Annotated in this window: 15 protein-coding genes; 5 read left to right on the top strand and 10 right to left on the bottom strand. The window is 69.4% G+C overall.

Features of this window, described 5'->3' with window-relative positions:
• Positions 1-6 precede the first annotated feature (6 nt).
• Positions 7-657, bottom strand: coding sequence for a methyltransferase domain-containing protein (locus tag MHN84_RS10870; protein WP_241204856.1), 651 nt, complete (start codon positions 655-657; stop codon positions 7-9).
• A gap of 122 nt (positions 658-779) precedes the next feature.
• Here MHN84_RS10870 and MHN84_RS10865 point away from each other — a divergent pair, with 122 nt between their 5' ends.
• Positions 780-1,703, top strand: coding sequence for an alpha/beta hydrolase (locus MHN84_RS10865; RefSeq protein WP_241204646.1), 924 nt, complete (start codon positions 780-782; stop codon positions 1,701-1,703).
• A gap of 13 nt (positions 1,704-1,716) precedes the next feature.
• On the opposite strand, the gene MHN84_RS10860 is transcribed toward MHN84_RS10865, so the two are convergent.
• Complete coding sequence (locus tag MHN84_RS10860; RefSeq protein ID WP_241204645.1) at positions 1,717-3,204, bottom strand: glutamate--cysteine ligase; 1,488 nt, start codon at positions 3,202-3,204, stop codon at positions 1,717-1,719.
• A gap of 122 nt (positions 3,205-3,326) precedes the next feature.
• Between MHN84_RS10860 and MHN84_RS10855 the strand changes: the two genes are divergently transcribed.
• Entirely contained in the window at positions 3,327-4,412 is a 1,086-nt protein-coding gene (locus MHN84_RS10855; protein ID WP_241204855.1) for a BTAD domain-containing putative transcriptional regulator, read from the top strand.
• Positions 4,413-4,660: 248 nt separating this feature from the next.
• Here MHN84_RS10855 and MHN84_RS10850 read toward each other — a convergent pair whose 3' ends face one another.
• From MHN84_RS10850 to MHN84_RS10840, 3 genes are all read right to left on the bottom strand, one after another.
• The gene (locus MHN84_RS10850; RefSeq protein ID WP_241204644.1) at positions 4,661-8,785 is read right to left on the bottom strand and encodes a serine/threonine-protein kinase PknK; all 4,125 of its coding nucleotides are present in this window, start codon (positions 8,783-8,785) and stop codon (positions 4,661-4,663) included.
• A gap of 110 nt (positions 8,786-8,895) precedes the next feature.
• A complete protein-coding gene (locus MHN84_RS10845) occupies positions 8,896-9,630 on the bottom strand; it encodes a class I SAM-dependent methyltransferase (RefSeq protein WP_241204854.1) in 735 nt (244 codons plus the stop codon).
• A gap of 32 nt (positions 9,631-9,662) precedes the next feature.
• Positions 9,663-10,034, bottom strand: a complete 372-nt coding sequence (locus tag MHN84_RS10840; RefSeq protein ID WP_241204643.1) for a hypothetical protein — start codon at positions 10,032-10,034, stop codon at positions 9,663-9,665.
• 83 nt (positions 10,035-10,117) lie between these two features.
• Between MHN84_RS10840 and glpK the strand changes: the two genes are divergently transcribed.
• Positions 10,118-11,635, top strand: coding sequence for a glycerol kinase GlpK (gene glpK / locus MHN84_RS10835; RefSeq protein ID WP_241204642.1), 1,518 nt, complete (start codon positions 10,118-10,120; stop codon positions 11,633-11,635).
• 5 nt (positions 11,636-11,640) lie between these two features.
• Here glpK and MHN84_RS10830 read toward each other — a convergent pair whose 3' ends face one another.
• The 3 genes from MHN84_RS10830 to MHN84_RS10820 all read right to left on the bottom strand — a co-directional run bounded on the left by MHN84_RS10830 (position 11,641) and on the right by MHN84_RS10820 (position 14,998).
• The gene (locus MHN84_RS10830) at positions 11,641-13,263 is read right to left on the bottom strand and encodes a peptide chain release factor 3 (RefSeq protein WP_241204641.1); all 1,623 of its coding nucleotides are present in this window, start codon (positions 13,261-13,263) and stop codon (positions 11,641-11,643) included.
• A gap of 55 nt (positions 13,264-13,318) precedes the next feature.
• Positions 13,319-14,191, bottom strand: coding sequence for an oxidoreductase (locus MHN84_RS10825; RefSeq protein WP_241204640.1), 873 nt, complete (start codon positions 14,189-14,191; stop codon positions 13,319-13,321).
• An 84-nt stretch (positions 14,192-14,275) separates the two neighbouring features.
• Positions 14,276-14,998 (bottom strand): PadR family transcriptional regulator, encoded by a 723-nt coding sequence (locus MHN84_RS10820; protein WP_241204639.1) that lies wholly within the window; start codon positions 14,996-14,998, stop codon positions 14,276-14,278.
• Positions 14,999-15,112: 114 nt separating this feature from the next.
• Between MHN84_RS10820 and MHN84_RS10815 the strand changes: the two genes are divergently transcribed.
• The gene (locus MHN84_RS10815; protein WP_241204638.1) at positions 15,113-16,429 is read left to right on the top strand and encodes a carotenoid oxygenase family protein; all 1,317 of its coding nucleotides are present in this window, start codon (positions 15,113-15,115) and stop codon (positions 16,427-16,429) included.
• A 1-nt stretch (position 16,430) separates the two neighbouring features.
• On the opposite strand, the gene MHN84_RS10810 is transcribed toward MHN84_RS10815, so the two are convergent.
• On the bottom strand, positions 16,431-17,351 hold the full coding sequence (locus MHN84_RS10810) for an AraC family transcriptional regulator (RefSeq protein ID WP_241204637.1): 921 nt from the start codon (positions 17,349-17,351) through the stop codon (positions 16,431-16,433).
• An 81-nt stretch (positions 17,352-17,432) separates the two neighbouring features.
• On the opposite strand from MHN84_RS10810, the gene MHN84_RS10805 reads away from it, so the two are divergent.
• On the top strand, positions 17,433-17,903 hold the full coding sequence (locus MHN84_RS10805) for an anthrone oxygenase family protein (RefSeq protein ID WP_241204636.1): 471 nt from the start codon (positions 17,433-17,435) through the stop codon (positions 17,901-17,903).
• Here MHN84_RS10805 and MHN84_RS10800 read toward each other — a convergent pair.
• Entirely contained in the window at positions 17,897-18,661 is a 765-nt protein-coding gene (locus tag MHN84_RS10800) for an RDD family protein (RefSeq protein WP_241204635.1), read from the bottom strand. The two genes, MHN84_RS10805 and MHN84_RS10800, sit on opposite strands and share 7 nt — an antisense overlap.
• Positions 18,662-18,678: the final 17 nt, after the last annotated feature.

Genomic DNA, 18,678 nt, shown 5'->3' with positions numbered 1-18,678 from the left:
CGGAGACTACTGCGACTTGTGTGCGGTGAGCAGGAACGCGCTCATCTTCGCGCGTCCCTTGTCGTCACGCGCATGCGGCGGCAGGGGGACCTCGGCAGGCATCTTCGCGTGGATGAAGGCCGGTCGCACCTCGTCGATCTCCCAGTATCTGCCGACCACCTCGCGCAGCTCGTCCTCGGTGACCTCGTTGGGCTTCTGGTCGACGTCGGGCGGGAACGCACCCGCGGCGAACACCAGGATGAAGTAGTTCGCCCCCGGCGCTGCGGCGCGGTGCACCGATCGCACGTACCCGTCGCGGCCGTCGACGGGCAAGGAGTGGAACAGCGTCGAGTCCATCACCGTGGAGAACCGGCCGTCGAAGCCGGTGATGTTCGTGATGTCCGCGGCCAGGAACGTCGCCCCGGTCAGGCCGCGGTCCTGCGCCGCCGCCGTCGCAGCGGCGACCGCGGTCGGGGAGAGGTCGATCCCGGTCACGGTGTAGCCCTGGGCCGCCAGCGCCAGCGACAACTCGGCGTGCCCGCAGCCGGCGTCGAGCACCTCACTGCGGACCTTGCCCGCCGCGATCAGAGCGGCGAGTTCGGGCTGCGGTTCACCGATGTTCCAGGGCGGCTCGCCGCCGAAGTCGGTCTCGCCCCGATACGCGCTGTCCCAGTCCATGTTATGGAGGTTGTCGGCCATGAGCGCCAAGGTACGCGTCGTGCGGGAAGTTTCGACCGGCCTCGCGGCTTGAAGAAGGAGACAGGTTCACCGAATCCGGTTCACCGACGGACGGACACACCATGACGATCAGGCCCCTGAGCATCCCCCGCGGTTCCTTCGATCTCGCAGGACTGCTGCACCTGCCCGACGACCAGCGCCCGGGCCCGGCTGTCGTCCTGTCGACGCCCGGCAGCAGCGTGAAGGAACAGATCGGCGCCAATTATGCGTCCCGATTGGCGGCCAGGGGCGTCGCCGCCCTCGTGTTCGACCCGGCGTACCAGGGTGAGAGCGGTGGCACGCCGCGCGACCTCGAGGATCCGTACCGGCGCGGCGAGGACATCTCGTTCGCCATCGACGCGCTCCAGCAGGTGCCCGGCATCGATGCCGATCGCATCGGAGTGCTCGGCATCTGCGCCGGCGGCGGCTACGCCGTGCACACGGCCCGCACCGACCACCGCATCCGCGCGATCGGCACCGTGGTCGCCGGCAACATGGGCGACAGCTGGCGGTCGCCCGCATTCTCTCCCGACGGTCCGGCGGCGGCGCTGGACCGTCTGGCGGCGGAGCGCACCCGCGAAGTCCGGACCGGCCGCCTCGAGCGGCTCACCTGGCTGCCCGACACCGCGGAAGACGCTGTCGCCGCGGGCATCACCGACATCGACAACACCCAGGCGATCGAGTACTACCGGACGCCGCGGGGCGGTCACCCGCGGTCGACCAATCGACGGCTGGCCCGGGGCGACACCCTGCTGATCGGGTACGACGCGTTCCACCTCGTGGATCAGTTGCTGACCCAGCCGCTGCAGGTCATCCTGGCTGGACGCCGAGGCGTGACGGGGTCCTACGAGGCGGGCATGAAACTCTGGCAGCTCGCCCCGAATCCGGTCGACCTGATGGTGATCGAGGGCGCCGGCCACTACGAGATGTACGACGTGGCCGAATACGTCGATCAAGCGGTCGACCGGCTGGCCGACTTCTACCGCGAGCACCTACCCGCCACGTGACCTGCCCGAGCCGCTAGGTCGGCACCTCCCAGGTGTGCACCGGATCGTTGGTGTGCATGTGTTCGCAGTACAGGCGCAGCATCTCGGCCAGCGCCGCGGGCCGGCTCAGGCCGCGGTCCTGCAGCGCTGCCACCGCGGCGGTCTGCCAGACCGCGCCGTTGCGGCCCGACTTGGCGCGCCCCTCGATCACCCCGAGGTAGCGGTCCCGCACCTCGGCGGCCACCTCCCAGCGACGCAATCCCTCATCGGCCAACGGCAGCAGGTGGCGCAGCACCAGTTCGTCCGGGGTGACCTCGCCGGCGCCCGGCCAGTAGAGGCGGGCATCCAGCCCGTGCTGGGCGGCGGCCTCGAAATTCGCCCGGGCCGTGGCGAAACTGAGCTTGGTCCACAGGGGGCGATCCTCTTCGGACAGTGCTCGCAGCGCGCCGTAGTAGAACGCGGCGTTGGCCATCATGTCGACCACCGTGGGTCCCGCGGGCAGCACCCGGTTCTCGACCCGAAGGTGCGGACGACCCGCCACGACGTCGTAGACGGGGCGGTTCCAGCGGTAGATGGTGCCGTTGTGCAGCCGCAGCTCCGACAGCGTCGGCGTGCGGCCGGCGGCGAGTTCGGCAACCGGATCCTCGTCGGACAGCTCGGGCAGCAGCGACGGGAAGTACCTCACGTTCTCCTCGAACAGGTCGAATATCGAGGTGATCCAGCGTTCCCCGAACCACACCCGCGGCCGCACACCCTGGGTCTTCAACTCGTCGGGGCGCGTGTCGGTGGCCTGGGCGAAGAGTTCGATGCGCGTCTCGGCCCACAGCCGGTGGCCGAAGAAGAACGGTGAGTTGGCGCCCAGGGCGAGCTGCGGCCCGGCCAGCACCTGCGCGGCGTTCCAGTTGTCGGCGAAGTCGCCGGGGGAGACCTGCAGATGCAATTGCATGCTGGTGCAGGCGGATTCGGGTGCGATCGACGCGGTCTGCAGGCTCAGGCGTTCCGGACCGGCGATGTCGATGTCGATGTCCTCACCGCGCGCGGTGAAGATCGAGTCGTTGAGTGCCTGGTAGCGGGTCGACTCGCTCATCCAGTGGCCGGCCAGGTGCTGGGGCATCAACGTCGGCAGGATGCCGACCATCACGATGTGCGAGCCGTCGGTGTTGGCCTTGGCCTCCGCGGCGTTCAGGCTGGCCCGCACCTCGGCCTCCAGGTCGAGCCCGGCGCGGCCGGGCAGCCGGCGCGGCGGCACGTTGAACTCGATGTTGTAGGCGCCGAGTTCGGTCTGGTAGGCGGGATCGGCGATCGCGGCGAGCACCTCGGAGTTGGTCATCGCCGGCTGGTAGTCACCGTCGACCAGGTTGCACTCGATCTCCATGCCGGTCAGCGGCTTCTCGAAGTCGAAGCTGGACTGCGCCAGCATCGTCTCGAACACGTCGAGGCACAGCTGCACCTTGCGTCGGTACTCGCGGCGGTGCTCGCGAGTGAACTCGGTCTGTGTCAGTTCCTCGCCCACGACAGCCATTCAACGCCATCGCCGGCGGTCGGGCGGGACAGTTGGCCGGTAAGGTCGCTCCTGCGGCACAGGGGGAGGAATCGACGTCGGTGAGTTCGAGTGTCAGCTTCGCGCTGCTCGGGCCGTTCCACATGACCGTGGGAGGCGCGGCGGTCCCGCTGGGCACGCCGAAGCAGCGGGCCGTGCTGGCCGTCCTGGTGCTGCACCGCAATCGGGCCCTGCCCGCCGAGATGCTGATCGACGCCGTCTGGGGTGAGCAGGCCCCGGCCGAGGCCCGCGCCAGTCTGCACGCCTACGTCTCCAACCTGCGCCGTCTGCTGCGCACCTCCGGCGTGGACGACCGCCGGCTCCTGGAGAAGACCTCCGGGGGCTACCGGGTGCACGTCGACGATCGAGACGTGGATCTGGACCGGTTCATCGCGGCCCGGACGGCAGGTCTGGAGTCGGCCGCGGCGGGACAGTTCGAGGATGCGAGTGCGCACCTGTCGGACGCGCTGGCCCAGTGGCAGGGTGACTTCCTCGCCGACCTGCGGGGCTTCCCGTTCGTACAGACCTTCGAGGTGGCCCTGTCGGAAGACAGGATCTCGGCGCACACCGTCCGAGCCCAGTCCGAGATCGCTTGCGGCAGAGCCGAGTCGGTGATCGGTGAACTCGAGGAGTTGGTCGCCCGCCACCCCTACCGGGAGCCGCTGTGGGCCCAGTTGATGACGGCGTACTACCTCACGCAGCGTCAATCCGACGCCCTGGACGCGTATCGCCGGCTGAAAGCGGTGCTGGCCGAGGAACTCGGCATCGACCCGGCGCCCGAACTGCGCGATCTGCATGCCGTGATCCTGGCGCAGGGGCCCCTGAACGTGGGACCGTCGATCAGGAAGACCGCCGCCGACACCATGGTGGCCACCGTCAACCGCTTGATGTCGGCGTCGCAGGCCGGCGCCGCGCGGCTACGCACGCCGGCGGGCCGGACGTATCCGCTGACCCATGCCGTCACCCGGATCGGCCGGCATTCCGACAACGACATCGTGCTCGGCGACCCGCGCGTCAGCCGCCATCACGCGGTCATCATCGGCTCGGGCACCGGGTTCGTGATCATCGACGCCGGGTCGGCCAACGGGATCCACCGGAACGGAGGACGGGTCCAAGGCAGCGCGGAGCTCTCCGACGGCGACCGGCTCGGGATCGGCGACGGCGAGTTCGTCTTCGAACACGACACCTGAGATCACGCGACCGCCCGGCCGCCGGGTCGTCCCAAGATTTTTCCAAGCCCGTCCCGTGATCGTTGTCTCACTCGTCGCGGACACCGGGACGGCACGGTCGACAATCCGGCCGCGCCACCGATCGGGGGACGGCACGACCGGTGCCCGACGAGCAGGCCGCTGATGCGAGGGGACTCATGCGGCCGCCCGGCCGGGTCCGGGGTCTTCGGCGGAGTACGTGCGCCGAGACTCCGGGTCCGGCCACCCGGTCAGCCGAGGACGGCGCGCGCCCGTACCACGTCGGGCAGGGTGCAGTCCGCGGGAAGCCGGTTCAGTGCGTCGGCGAGCTGGGGACGGGCAGGCTCGCCGCGGAGGTCGACGTCGTCGAGGGCGGCCCGGAGCTCGTAGAGCGGCGCCCCCTGGTGTCGGGCGAGCGCCATCGCCACTCCCAGATCCGCGGCGCTGGTGTCGGGGTCGGTGTGCGTCTTGGCGCGCGCCCGCAACAACTCCGCGTCGAAGAAGTGCATCTGGGTGTCCTCGGCGATCTGCAGCGCTGCATCGATGCGGTCGCGGGCGTCGTCTAGCCGGCCGGCCGCGATCAGCAGTTGGCCGATCACGCAGTCGTATTGGGTTTGATAGGCGTACAGCCCGAGGGATCGCCAGAAGTCGGTGAACCCGGTGAGCGCATCGATCTGCGCCGACAGCTCGTGCGCGGGCCGGGCTGCGCGCAATGACATCTCGGCCGCGACGGTGGCCTGCCCCAGCGTCGAGCCCAGCGCGTGCCAGAAGTCGATGCCGTAGCGCTCGGCCCGCTCGACCATGTCGGACACCACCCGCTCGGCGCGATCGAGGTCGCCGCTCTCCCGGCGCAGCCAGATCTCGATGTGGTTGGCGTACGCCTGGTTGTAGGGACCCCACGGGAACGCCAGTTCGTCCCCCCGATTCTCGGCCTTCGCCATCGCGAGTTCCGCGGCCGCCTGCTCACCTCGCAGCACGTGGTAGATCGAGAGGTGCTCGTAGGCCAGCGCGACCACGTCCCAGGGGATGAACCACAGCTCCTGCATGCTGTTCTGACCCTCGGCGTCGAAGCCGGCGCTGGCCTCCTCGAAATACCTACGCGCCTGGTCGAATTCGCCGCGCAGGAACATCACCATGCCCTGCACGCAGGCGATGGCCGGGTTCCACACCCGGCGCCGCTCGTCGGGAGTCTCCTGCAGCGCCTCCGCCAGCTGGTGTGCGCGGCGCAGATCGGATTTGTTGATGTAGTAGCTGCTCACCGCGAGCAGCGTCCCGATCACCTGATCGTCGTGCAGATCCGAACCGACGATCTGCAGGCTTCGCTCCAGATCCTCAGCCACTGAAGGGCTTTGGTAACCCTCGGCGGTGGAGGTGAGGAACCCGCGCTCGAGCCGCGGCTCGATCTCCAGGCGGTCGCGATCACGCCCGGGCGGGCAGAGCTCCAGCTGGGCCAGCGACCGCGTCAGGTACGTGCGGGCTTCCTCCAGCGCACCGCGCCGGCGTGCGGTGGCCGACGCCTCGCGATACGCCCCGGCGGCGTCGGCGTGCCGCTCGGCCTGCTCGTAGTGCGCGGCGACCAGACGCCAGTCCGGCTCCCCGGCCGCGCCGGCGACCAGGACGTCGGCGGTCCGGCCGTGCAACGCCCGGCGCACGCTCGGCGGCGCCAGTTCAGCGGCCACCTCCCGCAGCAGCTCGTGGCGGAACTTCCACACGTCGGGCCCGTGCGGCTCGAACACCTTGGCGTCCTCGAGCTCGTCGATCACGTCGTCGACCTTGTCCTCGCTCAGCGCCGACACCGCGATGAGCAGGGAACGATCCACCTGTCTGCCGATCACCGCCGCCGCCTCGACGACCGGCACGACATCGGGGACGGCGAGCAGCCTGGCGAACAGCGGCTCGTAGAGAGAATCGGGCACGGTGGAAGCTGCTGCGCCCGAGTCGGATTCGAGTCCGTTGACCACCTGCTCGATGTAGTACGGCACACCGCCGCAGCGCGCCCGCACCGCCGCACACTGCTCGGGCGCGATCCGCGGATCGAGGGCCAACACCAGCTCGTCGGTCTGTTCGTCGGACAGCGGCGACAGGTCGAAGACCTTGGCGGGCCACTGCTCACCGAGCCAACTGCCTTCGCGACCGGTGATCACCACCAGCAGCCGGCCGTCGGTCGCCGCGAGCACACTGCCCAGCAGGTCGAGCGTGGACCTGTCGAACCAATGGACGTCCTCGGCCAGGAGCAGCCCGGGCCGGCCGCCGAACACGGCGAACAGATAGTTCTTCATGGCCGCCGCGATGAGTTCGGCCAGTTTGCGGCCCTCCGCTTGCGGTGGCGCATAGCCGAGAGCGGCATCGAGACCCAGAATCGGTGCGAGCAAACCGATCTCGGTCCCCGGGTCGAGGCCCAGCGCGAGCAGTTCGGCCTCCAGCAGGTGCAGGCGGCGGACCGGCTCGGTGACCCGGGTGATGCCGCAGCGGCGCTCCAGCAGCAGTCGCGCCGGATGCAGGCCCACGTCGGCGTGCACGGGGGAGCCGACGAGTTCGATGGCCGTGGCGTTGTCCCGGGTCACCAGCTCGGTGGCCGCCGCGGCGAGCCGGCTCTTGCCGATGCCCGCCTCGCCGCGGAACACCACAGCCGGCACCGTCAGCGTGCCCGCCTGTGCGCGCCGCCAACTCTTCTCCAACCGGCTGAACTCGCGGTCCCGTCCCACCAGCGGACCCATCGGTGCGGTCGTGGTGTAGGCGCGCTCGCCGAGGACGCGGAACGGATTGAGCACCTCCGCCGAGCCTGGCATCGCCGCCGACGGCATCCGTTCCAGATCGAACGCGTTGCGCACCAATGGTTCCACCGAGTGCGACACCGCCACCCCGCCGGTCGGCGCCAGGGCCGACACCTGCGCGGCGAGGCTGACCGCCAGGCCGTACACGTCGTCCTGGTCGCTGTCGAGATAGACCGGCCCGCGGTGCACACCGATGCGGACGTCGACACCCGCACCGAATCGGCGCCTCGCCTGCTCGCTGAGCCGTTCCACGTCGCGCGCGATGTCGAGCCCCGCCTGGACCGCGCGGCGCACGTCGTCGTCATGGGCGTTCGGATAACCGAACACCACCAGCAGGCCGTCGGCCTTGGAGGAGGCGACGTGACCCTCGTAGCGGTCGGCGACCTGCCGCACGAGGTCGCGGAAACGGCTGACCAGGAGGCGGTGGGTCTCCGGCTCCACACGCAGCGCCAGCTCGGTGGCATCGACGAGGTCGGCCGAGATCATGGTCAGGCGGCGGATCTCGCCCCGATCGGTGGGCGCTCGCAACAGGTCCTCGGCCTCGGCGTTGCGGTGGTCGACGGCCAGGACCTGGTCGGCCAGCGCGGACGCCTTGACCCGGTCACCGCTGTTGACGGCGGCGACCGCCCGGTCCAGGAGATCGTCGATGGAGTCGCCCGTGCGCGTGAGGTCCAGGCCGCCCTCGCTCGTCTCCTGCCCGCCGGGCTCACCGCCCAGAAGCGTCGCGGCCATGTCGCCGTCCGCGCCGGGCGGGTTCGCCGTCACCGACACCCGCACCGGGGTGGACGCGGCGCTGTCGAGCGCGCGGCTCGCCGCTTCGGCGAGCTCCAGCGCGGTCTGGTACCGATCGTCGGGGTTCTTGGCCATGCCTGTGGCGATGACGGCGTCGAACGCGGCCGGGATGTACGGGGTCATCGTCGACGGCATCGGCGGTGGCGCGGTCAGATGCGCCATCATCTGCTCCTCGACACTCTGGCCGGGGAACGGTGTCCTGCCCGTCAGGCATTGCGCCAGAACGCATGTCAGCGAGTACACATCGGACCGCACGTCGCTGATCCCGTTGCGGAACCGTTCGGGCGCCATGTACGGCAGGGTGCCGACGATGTGCGCGGAGTTGGTCAGGCCGGTGTCGGTCACGGCCCGTGCCACGCCGAAATCGATCAGGTAGGCGAAGTCGTAACGGGCGATGAGGATGTTGGACGGCTTGACGTCGCGGTGCACCAGCCCGGCCTGATGCGCGGCGTCGAGCGCCATCGCGACCTGCTCGACGATCACCACCGCCCGGCCCGGGACGAGCACCCCACTGCCGAGCAACGTCTGCAGGTCACAGCCGTCGATCAGCCGCATGTCCACGTACAGCCGACCGTCCACCTCGCCGTAGTTGTGGATCGGCACCACGTGGGGCTCGGTCAGTCGGGCGGCGGCGTGCGCCTCACGGCGGAAGCGCTGCAGGTAGAGCTCGTCCTCGGCCCACTGGGCGGGCAGCAGTTTGAGCGCCACCACGCGGTCGGTCACCGTGTCGTGGGCGCGCCACACCTCGCCCATGCCGCCACGGCCCAGCACCTCGATCAACCGGTACCGACCGAAGGGAGTCCCCTCCATCGAACCTCCCCCCGCACAACCAGCAACCCCCGCGATGCTGTCACATTATGCCGCCTCGGTCGGAGCGCGACCGGTTCGGCGCAGCTTGTCGAGGGCGTCGCGACCGTGGCTCAGGCGCCTGCCGACGGTCCTCGCGAGGCCAGCATCACCTGCGGGCTGAGGCAGCCGCCGCGCAGTTCCACACGCATGTCCGGATCGGCGTGACGGGCGAGTGCGCGCAGCGCCGACGGGCTGTAGGTCCGCAGCGAGCTGATCACGCCGTCGTGGGCGAACGGCAGGAACGGTGCCAGCGGCAGCATCGTCGCCAACCGGGCCAGGTGAAGCGGCGTCGGCGGGCGGGGCAGATCGATGATCAGCAGTGTGGTGGCCACGCGGGTGCCCTCGGCGAGGACCCTCGCGGCGGCGGTCGGCGGCAGGTGGTGGAACGCCAGAGCGAACACCGCGAGGTCGTAGGCGCCGTCGGCGGCGTCGAGCGCGGTGGCGTCCATCTGTGCGACGGTGGCGCGGGGGTGCGCGCCGAGCTCGGCTTCGATGGTCGCGACGGATTCGGGTTCGACGTCGGTGACGGTGACGCGGGCCGACGGATGCCATTCGAGCAGCCGGCGCGACAAGGCACCATGGCCCGCCCCCAGCTCGAGGATGCGCGGGTCGGGGACGTCGGCGACCTGCTCGAGCGCGATCGTGGCGAATCGGTCGTGATTGCCGAACACGTCGCCGGTCCAGTCCAGCGCGCGGATCACGCTGCGCTTGACCTTCGGGTCGACGTCATCGCGGTCCAGGTACTCCTGGCGGTCGGTCTCCAGCAGGCGGTCCAGGCAGGAGGCCTTCGGACCGCCGCGTGGCATGTTCACCAGGCCCGCCGGCGGGGCGGGGCGGTTCAGGGCCCCACCTGGAACGGCACGACAGGCGGCAGGCCGCCACCGGGCATGGTGAACAGTTCGGGCATCTGCGGGCGCTCCGTGGGAACCTTCGCGCCGTCGCGGTACACGAGCGTGCCGGTGTAGACGCCGTTGTCGTAATCGTCGTAGTAGAAGCTGCCTGCGATGATGTACTGGCATTCGGCACGGGTCGCGGTCACGGGCACGAAGACGCCGCCGTACTCGGGAGACTCGCACCCGGCCCGGGGATCGGCGGGTGGGGGAGCGGGCTGAGCGAGCGCGGGCCCGCTGAACAGGAGCGGCGCGGCCGCAGCGGTGGCGATGAGACCGGCGAAACCGTAGCGGCGGGATCGAGCGTTGATGAGCGGCACCTTTCCGTCGCGTCTTCGCACTCTAGCGCGACCCGGCGGGGCGTTCGGTCGATCAGCTCGGTCTGGTGGTCCATCATGGACCGATGGCCGACTTCGTCGCTGCAATCGACCAGGGCACCACCAGCACCCGGTGCATGATCTTCGACCATGACGGCGCCGAGGTGGGTCGTCACCAACTCGAACACGAACAGATCCTGCCCCGGGCCGGCTGGGTCGAACACAACCCCGTGGAGATCTGGGAGCGCACCGGCTCGGTGCTGGCGACGGCACTGAACAAGACGAACCTGTCGACCGGCGACCTCGCGGCGCTCGGGATCACCAACCAGCGTGAGACCTCACTGGTCTGGAACCGCAAAACAGGACGGCCTTACCACAATGCGATCGTCTGGCAGGACACCCGGACCGACCGCATCGCCTCGGCCATGGACCGCGACGAGCGCGGTGACATCATCCGCCGCAAGGCCGGGCTGCCGCCGGCCACCTACTTCGCCGGCGGCAAGGTGCAGTGGATCCTCGACAACGTCGACGGGGTGCGGGAGGACGCCGAGAAGGGCGACGCGATCTTCGGCACCACGGACACCTGGGTGCTGTGGAACCTCACCGGTGGGCACCGCGGCGGAGTGCACGTCACCGACGTCACCAACGCCAGTCGCACGATGCTGATGAACCTGGAGACACTCGACTGGGACGACGAGTTGCTGTCGTTCTTCGGGATTCCGCGTCAGATGCTGCCCGAGATCCGGCCGTCGTCGGTGACCGAACCGTTCGGCACCACCCGTGACACCGGCCCGGCCGACGGCGAGATCCCGATCACCGGCATCCTGGGCGACCAGCAGGCGGCGATGGTCGGGCAGGTCTGCCTCGCCGAAGGCGAAGCCAAGAACACCTATGGCACAGGCAATTTCCTGCTCCTCAACACCGGGGAGAAGATCGTCCGCTCCGACAACGGGCTACTGACCACGGTCTGCTACCAGTTCGGTGACTCGAAACCCGTGTACGCCCTGGAGGGTTCGATCGCGGTGACCGGTTCGGCCGTGCAGTGGCTGCGCGACCAACTCGGCATCATCAGCGGCGCCTCGCAGAGCGAGTCTCTCGCCCGTCAAGTCGAAGACAACGGTGGCGTGTACTTCGTGCCGGCGTTCTCGGGTCTCTTCGCGCCGTACTGGCGTTCGGATGCGCGCGGCGCGATCGTCGGGCTCTCCCGCTACAACACCAACGCACATGTGGCGCGCGCGACGCTCGAGGCGATCTGCTACCAGAGCCGCGACGTCGTCGACGCGATGGAGGCCGACTCCGGCGTGCACCTCGAGGTACTCAAGGTCGACGGCGGCATCACGGCCAACGACCTGTGCATGCAGATCCAGGCCGACGTGCTCGGCGTCGACGTCGTCAAGCCCGTCGTCGCCGAGACCACCGCGCTGGGCGCGGCCTATGCCGCCGGGCTGGGCGTCGGGTTCTGGGACGGCGCCGACGACCTGCGCGCGAATTGGCAAGAGGACAAGCGCTGGTCGCCGGACTGGTCCGACGACCAGCGCACCGAGGGATACGCGGGCTGGCAGAAGGCCGTCTCGCGCACACTGGACTGGGTGGACGTGGACTAGCTGCGCTAGTTGTCGCCGGCCGCGACCAGCGAGCGCAGCGTGACGTCCGGGTTCTCCCGCGCCACGTTCTCCAGCCGCCACTTCGTGGAGAACACCGCCAGCAGAACGCCGTCGGTGCGGGTGAACACCTCGACCGAGGCCAGCTTCTGCAGCACCTCGGCGCCCTCGTCGTCGGTGATTCGAGCGACCGTGTAGCTCAACGGTTCCAGCGTGATCGGGGCGCCGAATTCGGCGGCCATCCGGTGGCTTGCCACCTCGAACTGCATCGGCCCGACCGCGGCGAGCACCGGCGCCTGCTCGCCGCGCCGGTCCGAGCGCAGCACCTGCACCACGCCCTCCTGGTCCAGCTGCTCGATGCCTTTGCGGAACTGCTTGTGCTTGCTCGGATCCTTGCCGCGCGCGACCGAGAAATATTCGGGGGAGAAGCTCGGAATCGGCGGATACACCACGGGCACTTCGGAATACAGCGTGTCGCCGGGGCGCAGGGCTTGAGCGTTCGCGAGACCGATGACATCGCCGGGCCACGCGGTGTCCAGCGTGGAGCGCTGCTGACCGAACACCGTCTGCGCGTACTTGGTGACGAACGGCTTGCCCGTCGACGCGTGGGTGAGCACGTCACCGCGTTCGAAGGTGCCCGAACACACTCGCGCATAAGCGATCCGGTCCCGGTGCGCCGAATCCATGCCGGCCTGCACCTTGAACACGAACGCGCTGAACGGGGCCGTCGCCTCGCGCCGGTTGCCGTCGGCGTCGAGCGCGCCCGCCGGTGGCGGGGCGAGTTCGGACAGCACGTCGAGTAGCTGGTTCACCCCGAAATTGAGGGCCGCGGAGGTGAACAGCACCGGGCTCGACGTGCAGTCCCGGAAGGTCTCGGGATCGAAATCGGCGTCGTCGGCACTGAGCAGCTCCGACTCCTCGACCGCGGTGTCCCAGTCCACGCCCGCGGCGTCGTGCGCCTGCTCGGCGGCGATGTGCTCCTCAGGCGCGGCGGTCGCGCCGCCCGCGGTCCGGGTGAAGCGAATGTAGGTACCGGTGCGCCGGTCCAAGACACCCTTGAAGTCGCCGGCGATGCCGACGGGCCATGTCAGCGGCGTCGGCTTGAGTCCGATGCGGGTCTGGATCTCGTCGATCAACTCCAGTGCGTGCCGGCCCGGACGGTCCCACTTGTTGATCACCGTGATGATCGGGATGCGGCGGTGACGGCACACCTGGAACAGCTTGAGTGTCTGCGGTTCCAGACCCTTGGCCGCGTCGATCAGCATGACCGCCGAGTCGACGGCGGTCAGCACGCGGTAGGTGTCCTCGGAGAAGTCGGCGTGGCCCGGGGTGTCGAGCAGGTTGATCACGCAGGTGTCCCCGGTCTTGGTGACGTAGGGGAACTGCAGCGCCGTCGAGGTGATCGAGATGCCGCGTGCCTTCTCCATCTCCATCCAGTCCGAGACGGTGGAGCGGCGGCCGGCCTTGCCGTGGATGGCACCGGCCTCGGTGATGGCTTTGGCGTGCAGAACCAGCGCTTCGGTCAGGGTGGACTTGCCGGCGTCGGGGTGACTGATGACGGCGAAGGTCCGTCTGCGCTGCGCCTCCGCCGACAACTGGTCGGGTCGAGACCCGGCGGTACTGGTCGTCATGATGACGTCGATGGTATTGCCGCCGGCGGCGAAACGAAGAATCCCCGGCCCGGCCTCACACGGCGGCGTCGAGCGCCTGCTTGGTCTCCTCGTCGAGCTCGATGTCGGCGACCGCGGTGTTCTCCTCCAGGTGCGCCACCGACGAAGTCCCCGGGATCAGCAGAACGTTGGGGGCGACGCTCAGCGTCCAGGCCAATGCGATCTGCGCCGGGGTGCGGCCCAGCTTCTCCGCTTCGGCCCGCACCGCGGGATGCCCGAGCACGGGGTTGTCGGCGGTGAAAGCCGACCCCAGCGGGAAGAACGGTACGAACGAGATGCCCCGTTCGGTGCACAGGTCGAGCAGCGGCTGGGACGTGCGGTCGACGAGGTTGTAGGCGTTCTGCACGGTGACGATGTCGGTCTTGTCCAACGCGATCCGCAGGTGCTCTTCGGACACGCTGCTCAACCCGATGCCCTCGATCAGGCCCTCGTCGCGGGCGGCGATCATCGCGTCGAGCTGGCGGGGGAACAGCTCGGCGTCGACCGGTCCGACGCTGTTGGGATCCCCGGAGTGGATGCGCAGGTTGACCGCCGCGATGCGGTCGGTGCCCAGGGTCTCGAGATTCTGCTCGATGTCGGCACGCAGCTCGTCGGGCTGCTGGGCAGAGTTCCAGTTGCCCGCCTCGTCGCGGCGCGCGCCGACCTTGCTGACCAGGGCCAGGTTCTCCGGGTACGGGTGCAACGCCTCGCGGATCAGCTCGTTGGCGACCTTCGGACCGTAGAACTCGGCGGTGTCGATGTGGTTGATGCCCAGTTCCAAGGCGCGTCTGAGGACTCTGATCGCCTCGTCGTGGTCCCGGGGCGGGCCCATCACGCCCGGTCCGGGCAGCTGCATGGCACCGAATCCGACGCGGCCGACGACGTGGTGGGCGAGGCTGAAAGTCTGCATGGTGACTAGTGACGCAGAACCGGCGCGGTTTCATCCCGAGTTCGGGAAAGAAACCGCGCCGGTCTCGGCACTCAGATGGCGCGCTCAGTCCTCGCTGAGGACCTGATAGATCTCCCGGCGCGCATTGTTGACGATCTCGACGATGCGCTGCTGCTGCTCACCGGTGGCGGCGTGCGCTGACTGCGCGACCGCGCCCATCAGCTGGCCGATGGCGGTGCGCAGGCCCATCGCGGCCGGATCGGCACCCGAGGTGATCTCGTCCCACGGCGGGGTCTCGATCTTCTCGGCGGCCGCGCGACCCTCGTCGGTCAGCTCGAAGAGCTTCTTGCTGCCTTCGCTCTCGGTCGCCACCAGTAGACCTTCGTCGACCAGCAGCTGCAGCGTGGGATACACCGAACCGGGGCTCGGCTTCCACAGTTGCTGGCTGCGCGCGTCGATCTCCTGGATCATCTCGTAGCCGTGCATCGGCCGCTCCGCGAGCAGAGCGAGGATCGCCGCGCGCACATCGCCGCGTCGGCCGCGACCGCCACCGCGGCGTCCGCCGCCGCGCCCGCCGGCGCCGAAGCCGAACGGCCCCGGACCGAAACCCGGGCCGAAGCCCGGGCCGAACCCGGGGCCGGGGGCGAAGGGGCCGAATCCGAAGCCGGCCTGGCCCCGGTGATCACGCACGTGCTCGCGGAGGTGGTCACGGAACTCGCGTCGCGCCTGGCGCCGATGCTCGTGCAGCGCGCGGCGGTCGTGGGGACGGAACCCGAAATCAGGACCGAAACTCGGGCCGGGCTCGGGAGGGGTGAATGGGGTGTTCATGTCGTGTCCTTACGTCGTGGGGAGCGCGGTGGTGCGCTCCGATGCATTGACGATATATCGGAAACTATCGCGATGCAACGGTCACTTTCTGAGATGAGGTGGCAGGCTGGTCGGATGACCGACACCGACAGCGAGGCGCCCGTCGACGTGTTCCGCACCGGCAACTACGCGCCCGTGCCCGACGAACTCACCGCTTTCGACCTGCCCGTCGAGGGCGCCATTCCCCCTGAGCTGACGGGCTGGTACCTGCGCAACGGCCCCAACCCGCGCGCCGACGGCGGGCACTGGTTCACCGGGGACGGCATGGTGCACGGTGTGCGCATCGAAGGCGGCCGGGCGGCCTGGTATCGCAACCGCTGGGTGCGCACCGAGAGCTTCGAGGAGCCGTTCGGCGTCTACAACCCCGACGGCAGCCGCAACCTGCGCTCCAGCGTCGCCAACACCCACGTCGTCAACCACGCGGGCAAGACTCTGGCGCTCGTGGAATCCTCCCTGCCCTACGAGATCACCAACGACCTGCGCACCGTCGGCGCCTACGACTTCGGCGGCAAGCTCGTCGACGCGATGACCGCCCACCCGAAGATCTGCCCGACCACCGGCGAACTCCACTTCTTCGGCTACGGAAATCTGCTCGGCCCCAACGTGACCTACCACCGTGCCGACGCCTCCGGTGACCTGGTGATCAACCGCCCCGTCGAGGTGCCCGCGATGACGATGATGCACGACTTCGCGTTGACCGCCGATCACGTTGTCTTCATGGATCTTCCGGTGGTGTTCAATCTGGAAGCGGCGATGCGGGGCAGTATGCCGTTCCGCTGGGACGACGATTACGGAGCTCGGTTGGGTGTCCTGCGGCGTGACGATCCGTTCGGTCCGATCCGGTGGTTCGACATCGACCCGTGCTACGTGTTCCACGTCGTCAACGCCCACGACACCGCCGACGGACTGGTCCTGCAAGCGGTGAGATATGCCGAATTATGGCGCGAGAGCAGTGATTTCGGGCCGAAGGCGGTGATGTGGACGTGGACGATCGACATGCTGCGCGGCACCGTCACCGAGGCGCAGCTCGACGACAGGGCCGTGGAGTTCCCGCGGATCGACGACCGGCTGGTGACGCTGCCGGCCCGGTACTCGGTGACGGTGGCCGGGGCGAGCCTGGTCCGTCACGACCTCGTCACCGGCGCCGCGCAGGAGCACCGATTCGGCACCGCAGCCTCACCCGGAGGTCCGGGCGAGGCGGTGTTCGTGCCCGCCGACGGTCCGGCCGACGAGAGCAGCGGTTGGTACCTGGCCTATGTGTACGACGCCGAGCGAGACGGCAGTGATCTGGTCATCATCGACGCCGCCGACTTCACCGGTCAGCCGATCGCGAGAATTGGACTGCCGCAACGGGTTCCCCACGGATTCCACGGCAACTGGATCCCTGGCTGAGTCAGCTCGCGGCCGCGCGGTGCTGCTGCGGGCTCACACCGTGCACGCGCTTGAACGCGGTGCTCAGCGCGAACGGGCTGCCGTAGCCGACCTGGTGGGCCACCGCGGCGACCGTGGCGCCGGAGCGCAGCAGATCGGCGGCCAGTGCGAGCCGCCACCCGGTCAGAAACGCCATCGGTGGCTCGCCGACCAGATCGGTGAACCGGCGGGCGAACGCAGCCCGTGAACTCCCGACCGCGGTGGCCAATCGCGCGACCGTCCAGGGGTGAGAAGGGTTGCGGTACATCAATTTCAGGGCGGGCCCGATCATCGCGTCATGCTCGGCCCGCCACCACGTCGGCGCTGCGTCGCTGCGGTCGAACCAGGTGCGAACCGCGGAGATCAGCAGGAGATCGAGCAGCCGGTCCAGATACGCTTCCTGGCCGGGCCCGTCGCGTCCGGCCTCGTCCGAGAGCAACGTCACCAGCGACGCGTCGGCGGCCACCACGGCCACCGGTGGCAACGCGTCGAGCAGTCGGGCGCTGACCATGCTGTGGCCCTCGTAGGCTCCGATCACCGACCGGCAGGCGCCGGTGCCACTGTTGCCCCACGTGCGCACCCCCAGCGACATCTCGAAACGCAGGTCGTCCCCGGACACCGTCGTGCAGAGCTGGCCGGGATGGATGACGATCGTCGGCCGGGTGTCGGCGTCGTCGGCGAAGACGTAGGGCTGCGTGCCGCGGGTCAGTGCCAGGTGGCCGGCGGTCAGGTCGATCGGCCGGCAGTCGGCGGGGACGATCACCGCGCGGCCGTGCGTCTGGCAGACGACGGTCAACGGCGCCTCGTCGCACACGCGCATCGCCCACGGCGGGTCCAGCCGCATCCGCAGCACGAAGGCGCCTCGGGCGCGGATACCGTCCAGCAGGCCGGCGAGAGCGTCCATGGAGTCACGGTAGACGCGCGATGATGTTTCTGCGTGTTTCGGCTATGGATCGTCTTGCAGAAGTCGGGTGGACTGGACCCCATGACCATCAGTGCCCTGACCGTCGTCTCGTCCGCCTCCGCGCTGGCCAGCGCCGCGGCGGGCGGCATGATGCTCGTGTTCTCGACATTCGTGATGGCCGGCCTCGACCGCGCCGGCCCGCAGAACGCCGTCGCGGCGATGAGGGGCATCAACGGCGCGGCGCAGACCAGTGGGATGTTCCTTCTCTCGTACTTCGGTGCCGCGCTGCTGGCGCTCGCGATGGGGGTGACGGCGGTGGTGGCCTCGCCGCCCGGTCGTGGGTGGCTCGTGGCCGGTGCCGTGCTCGGGGTGGCGGGAGCGGTGGTCACGGTCGTGGCCAACGTGCCGTTGAACGACGGGCTCGACGCAGCCGCCGCCACGCCTGATGTGTGGCAGACCTACCTGGTGAGTTGGACCTCGTGGAATCACGTGCGCACGGTCACGAGCCTGGTGGCCGCGGTGCTGACGATGGTCGGCGTGGTGCGTCAGTAGGGGTTCGGCGCGGGCGGCTGCAGGCGCTGCACGGCCCGGCGATGCCGCTCGGCGAGCACCGCGGCGAGCACCTGGCCGGCCGGCGTGCCCGGCGGGGGCGGCGGGGAGACCTGTGCGACCACCTCACCGGTGATGCGGCCGGCCATCTCGTCGCGCACCCGGGGATCGAGCTGGTGCGCGCGACTCAGGTACTGCCTTGCCATCTCGGCGGTTTCGGGCCGCAGTGCGGACAGCTCGAGCGCCGACGCCCAGGGTGCGAGCTGCGGCGGCATCATCGGGGGCGGTGCCATCCGGGGGCCGCGTTCGGTGATCACGACCGTGCCGGCGAAGATGTCGCCGATCCGCTTGCCCTGCGGCGAGACCAGACTGCAGATCACCGCGGGTCCACCGGTCAGCATCCAGATTTCCAGCACTCCGGACAGCGCGCGAAACAACGCCTGGCGGAACCGTTCTGGACTGCCGTCGTCGCTAACCACGCGCAACCCCATCGCCATCTTGCCGAGCGACCTGCCCCGGGTCGCGGTCTCGAAGATCAACGGATACCCCACCAGGGTGAGCACGGTGAACACGATGAGCACCGCATCGGAGAGCGCGGAATCCCACTGCGAGAGCGTCAATGCCCACAGCAGTACACCGAGAACGTAGAAGATGACCACGACCACGACATCGATCACCGTCGACACGACGCGCACCGGCAAATGGGCGATCTGGATGTCGAGGACGACCGCGTCACCGGTCACCACCTGCGGGCTGGCCATGCTGCCACGCTACTAAA

Origin of the sequence: Mycobacterium sp. PSTR-4-N (assembly GCF_022348085.1) — a bacterium.
Taxonomy (GTDB): domain Bacteria; phylum Actinomycetota; class Actinomycetes; order Mycobacteriales; family Mycobacteriaceae; genus Mycobacterium.
The sequence above is the reverse complement of the archived record's forward strand: the minus strand, read 5'-3'. Positions and strand labels throughout refer to the sequence as shown.

Bases quoted from the DNA above. Each gene is read 5' to 3' on its own strand.
- MHN84_RS10870 (WP_241204856.1), bottom strand. From the start codon at position 657: ATGGACTGGGACAGCGCGTATCGGGGCGAGACCGACTTCGGCGGCGAG.
- MHN84_RS10865 (WP_241204646.1), top strand. From the start codon at position 780: ATGACGATCAGGCCCCTGAGCATCCCCCGCGGTTCCTTCGATCTCGCA.
- MHN84_RS10860 (WP_241204645.1), bottom strand. From the start codon at position 3,204: ATGGCTGTCGTGGGCGAGGAACTGACACAGACCGAGTTCACTCGCGAG.
- MHN84_RS10855 (WP_241204855.1), top strand. From the start codon at position 3,327: ATGACCGTGGGAGGCGCGGCGGTCCCGCTGGGCACGCCGAAGCAGCGG.
- MHN84_RS10850 (WP_241204644.1), bottom strand. From the start codon at position 8,785: ATGGAGGGGACTCCCTTCGGTCGGTACCGGTTGATCGAGGTGCTGGGC.
- MHN84_RS10845 (WP_241204854.1), bottom strand. From the start codon at position 9,630: ATGCCACGCGGCGGTCCGAAGGCCTCCTGCCTGGACCGCCTGCTGGAG.
- glpK (WP_241204642.1), top strand. From the start codon at position 10,118: ATGGCCGACTTCGTCGCTGCAATCGACCAGGGCACCACCAGCACCCGG.
- MHN84_RS10830 (WP_241204641.1), bottom strand. From the start codon at position 13,263: ATGACGACCAGTACCGCCGGGTCTCGACCCGACCAGTTGTCGGCGGAG.
- MHN84_RS10825 (WP_241204640.1), bottom strand. From the start codon at position 14,191: ATGCAGACTTTCAGCCTCGCCCACCACGTCGTCGGCCGCGTCGGATTC.
- MHN84_RS10820 (WP_241204639.1), bottom strand. From the start codon at position 14,998: ATGAACACCCCATTCACCCCTCCCGAGCCCGGCCCGAGTTTCGGTCCT.
- MHN84_RS10815 (WP_241204638.1), top strand. From the start codon at position 15,113: ATGACCGACACCGACAGCGAGGCGCCCGTCGACGTGTTCCGCACCGGC.
- MHN84_RS10810 (WP_241204637.1), bottom strand. From the start codon at position 17,351: ATGGACGCTCTCGCCGGCCTGCTGGACGGTATCCGCGCCCGAGGCGCC.
- MHN84_RS10805 (WP_241204636.1), top strand. From the start codon at position 17,433: ATGACCATCAGTGCCCTGACCGTCGTCTCGTCCGCCTCCGCGCTGGCC.
- MHN84_RS10800 (WP_241204635.1), bottom strand. From the start codon at position 18,661: ATGGCCAGCCCGCAGGTGGTGACCGGTGACGCGGTCGTCCTCGACATC.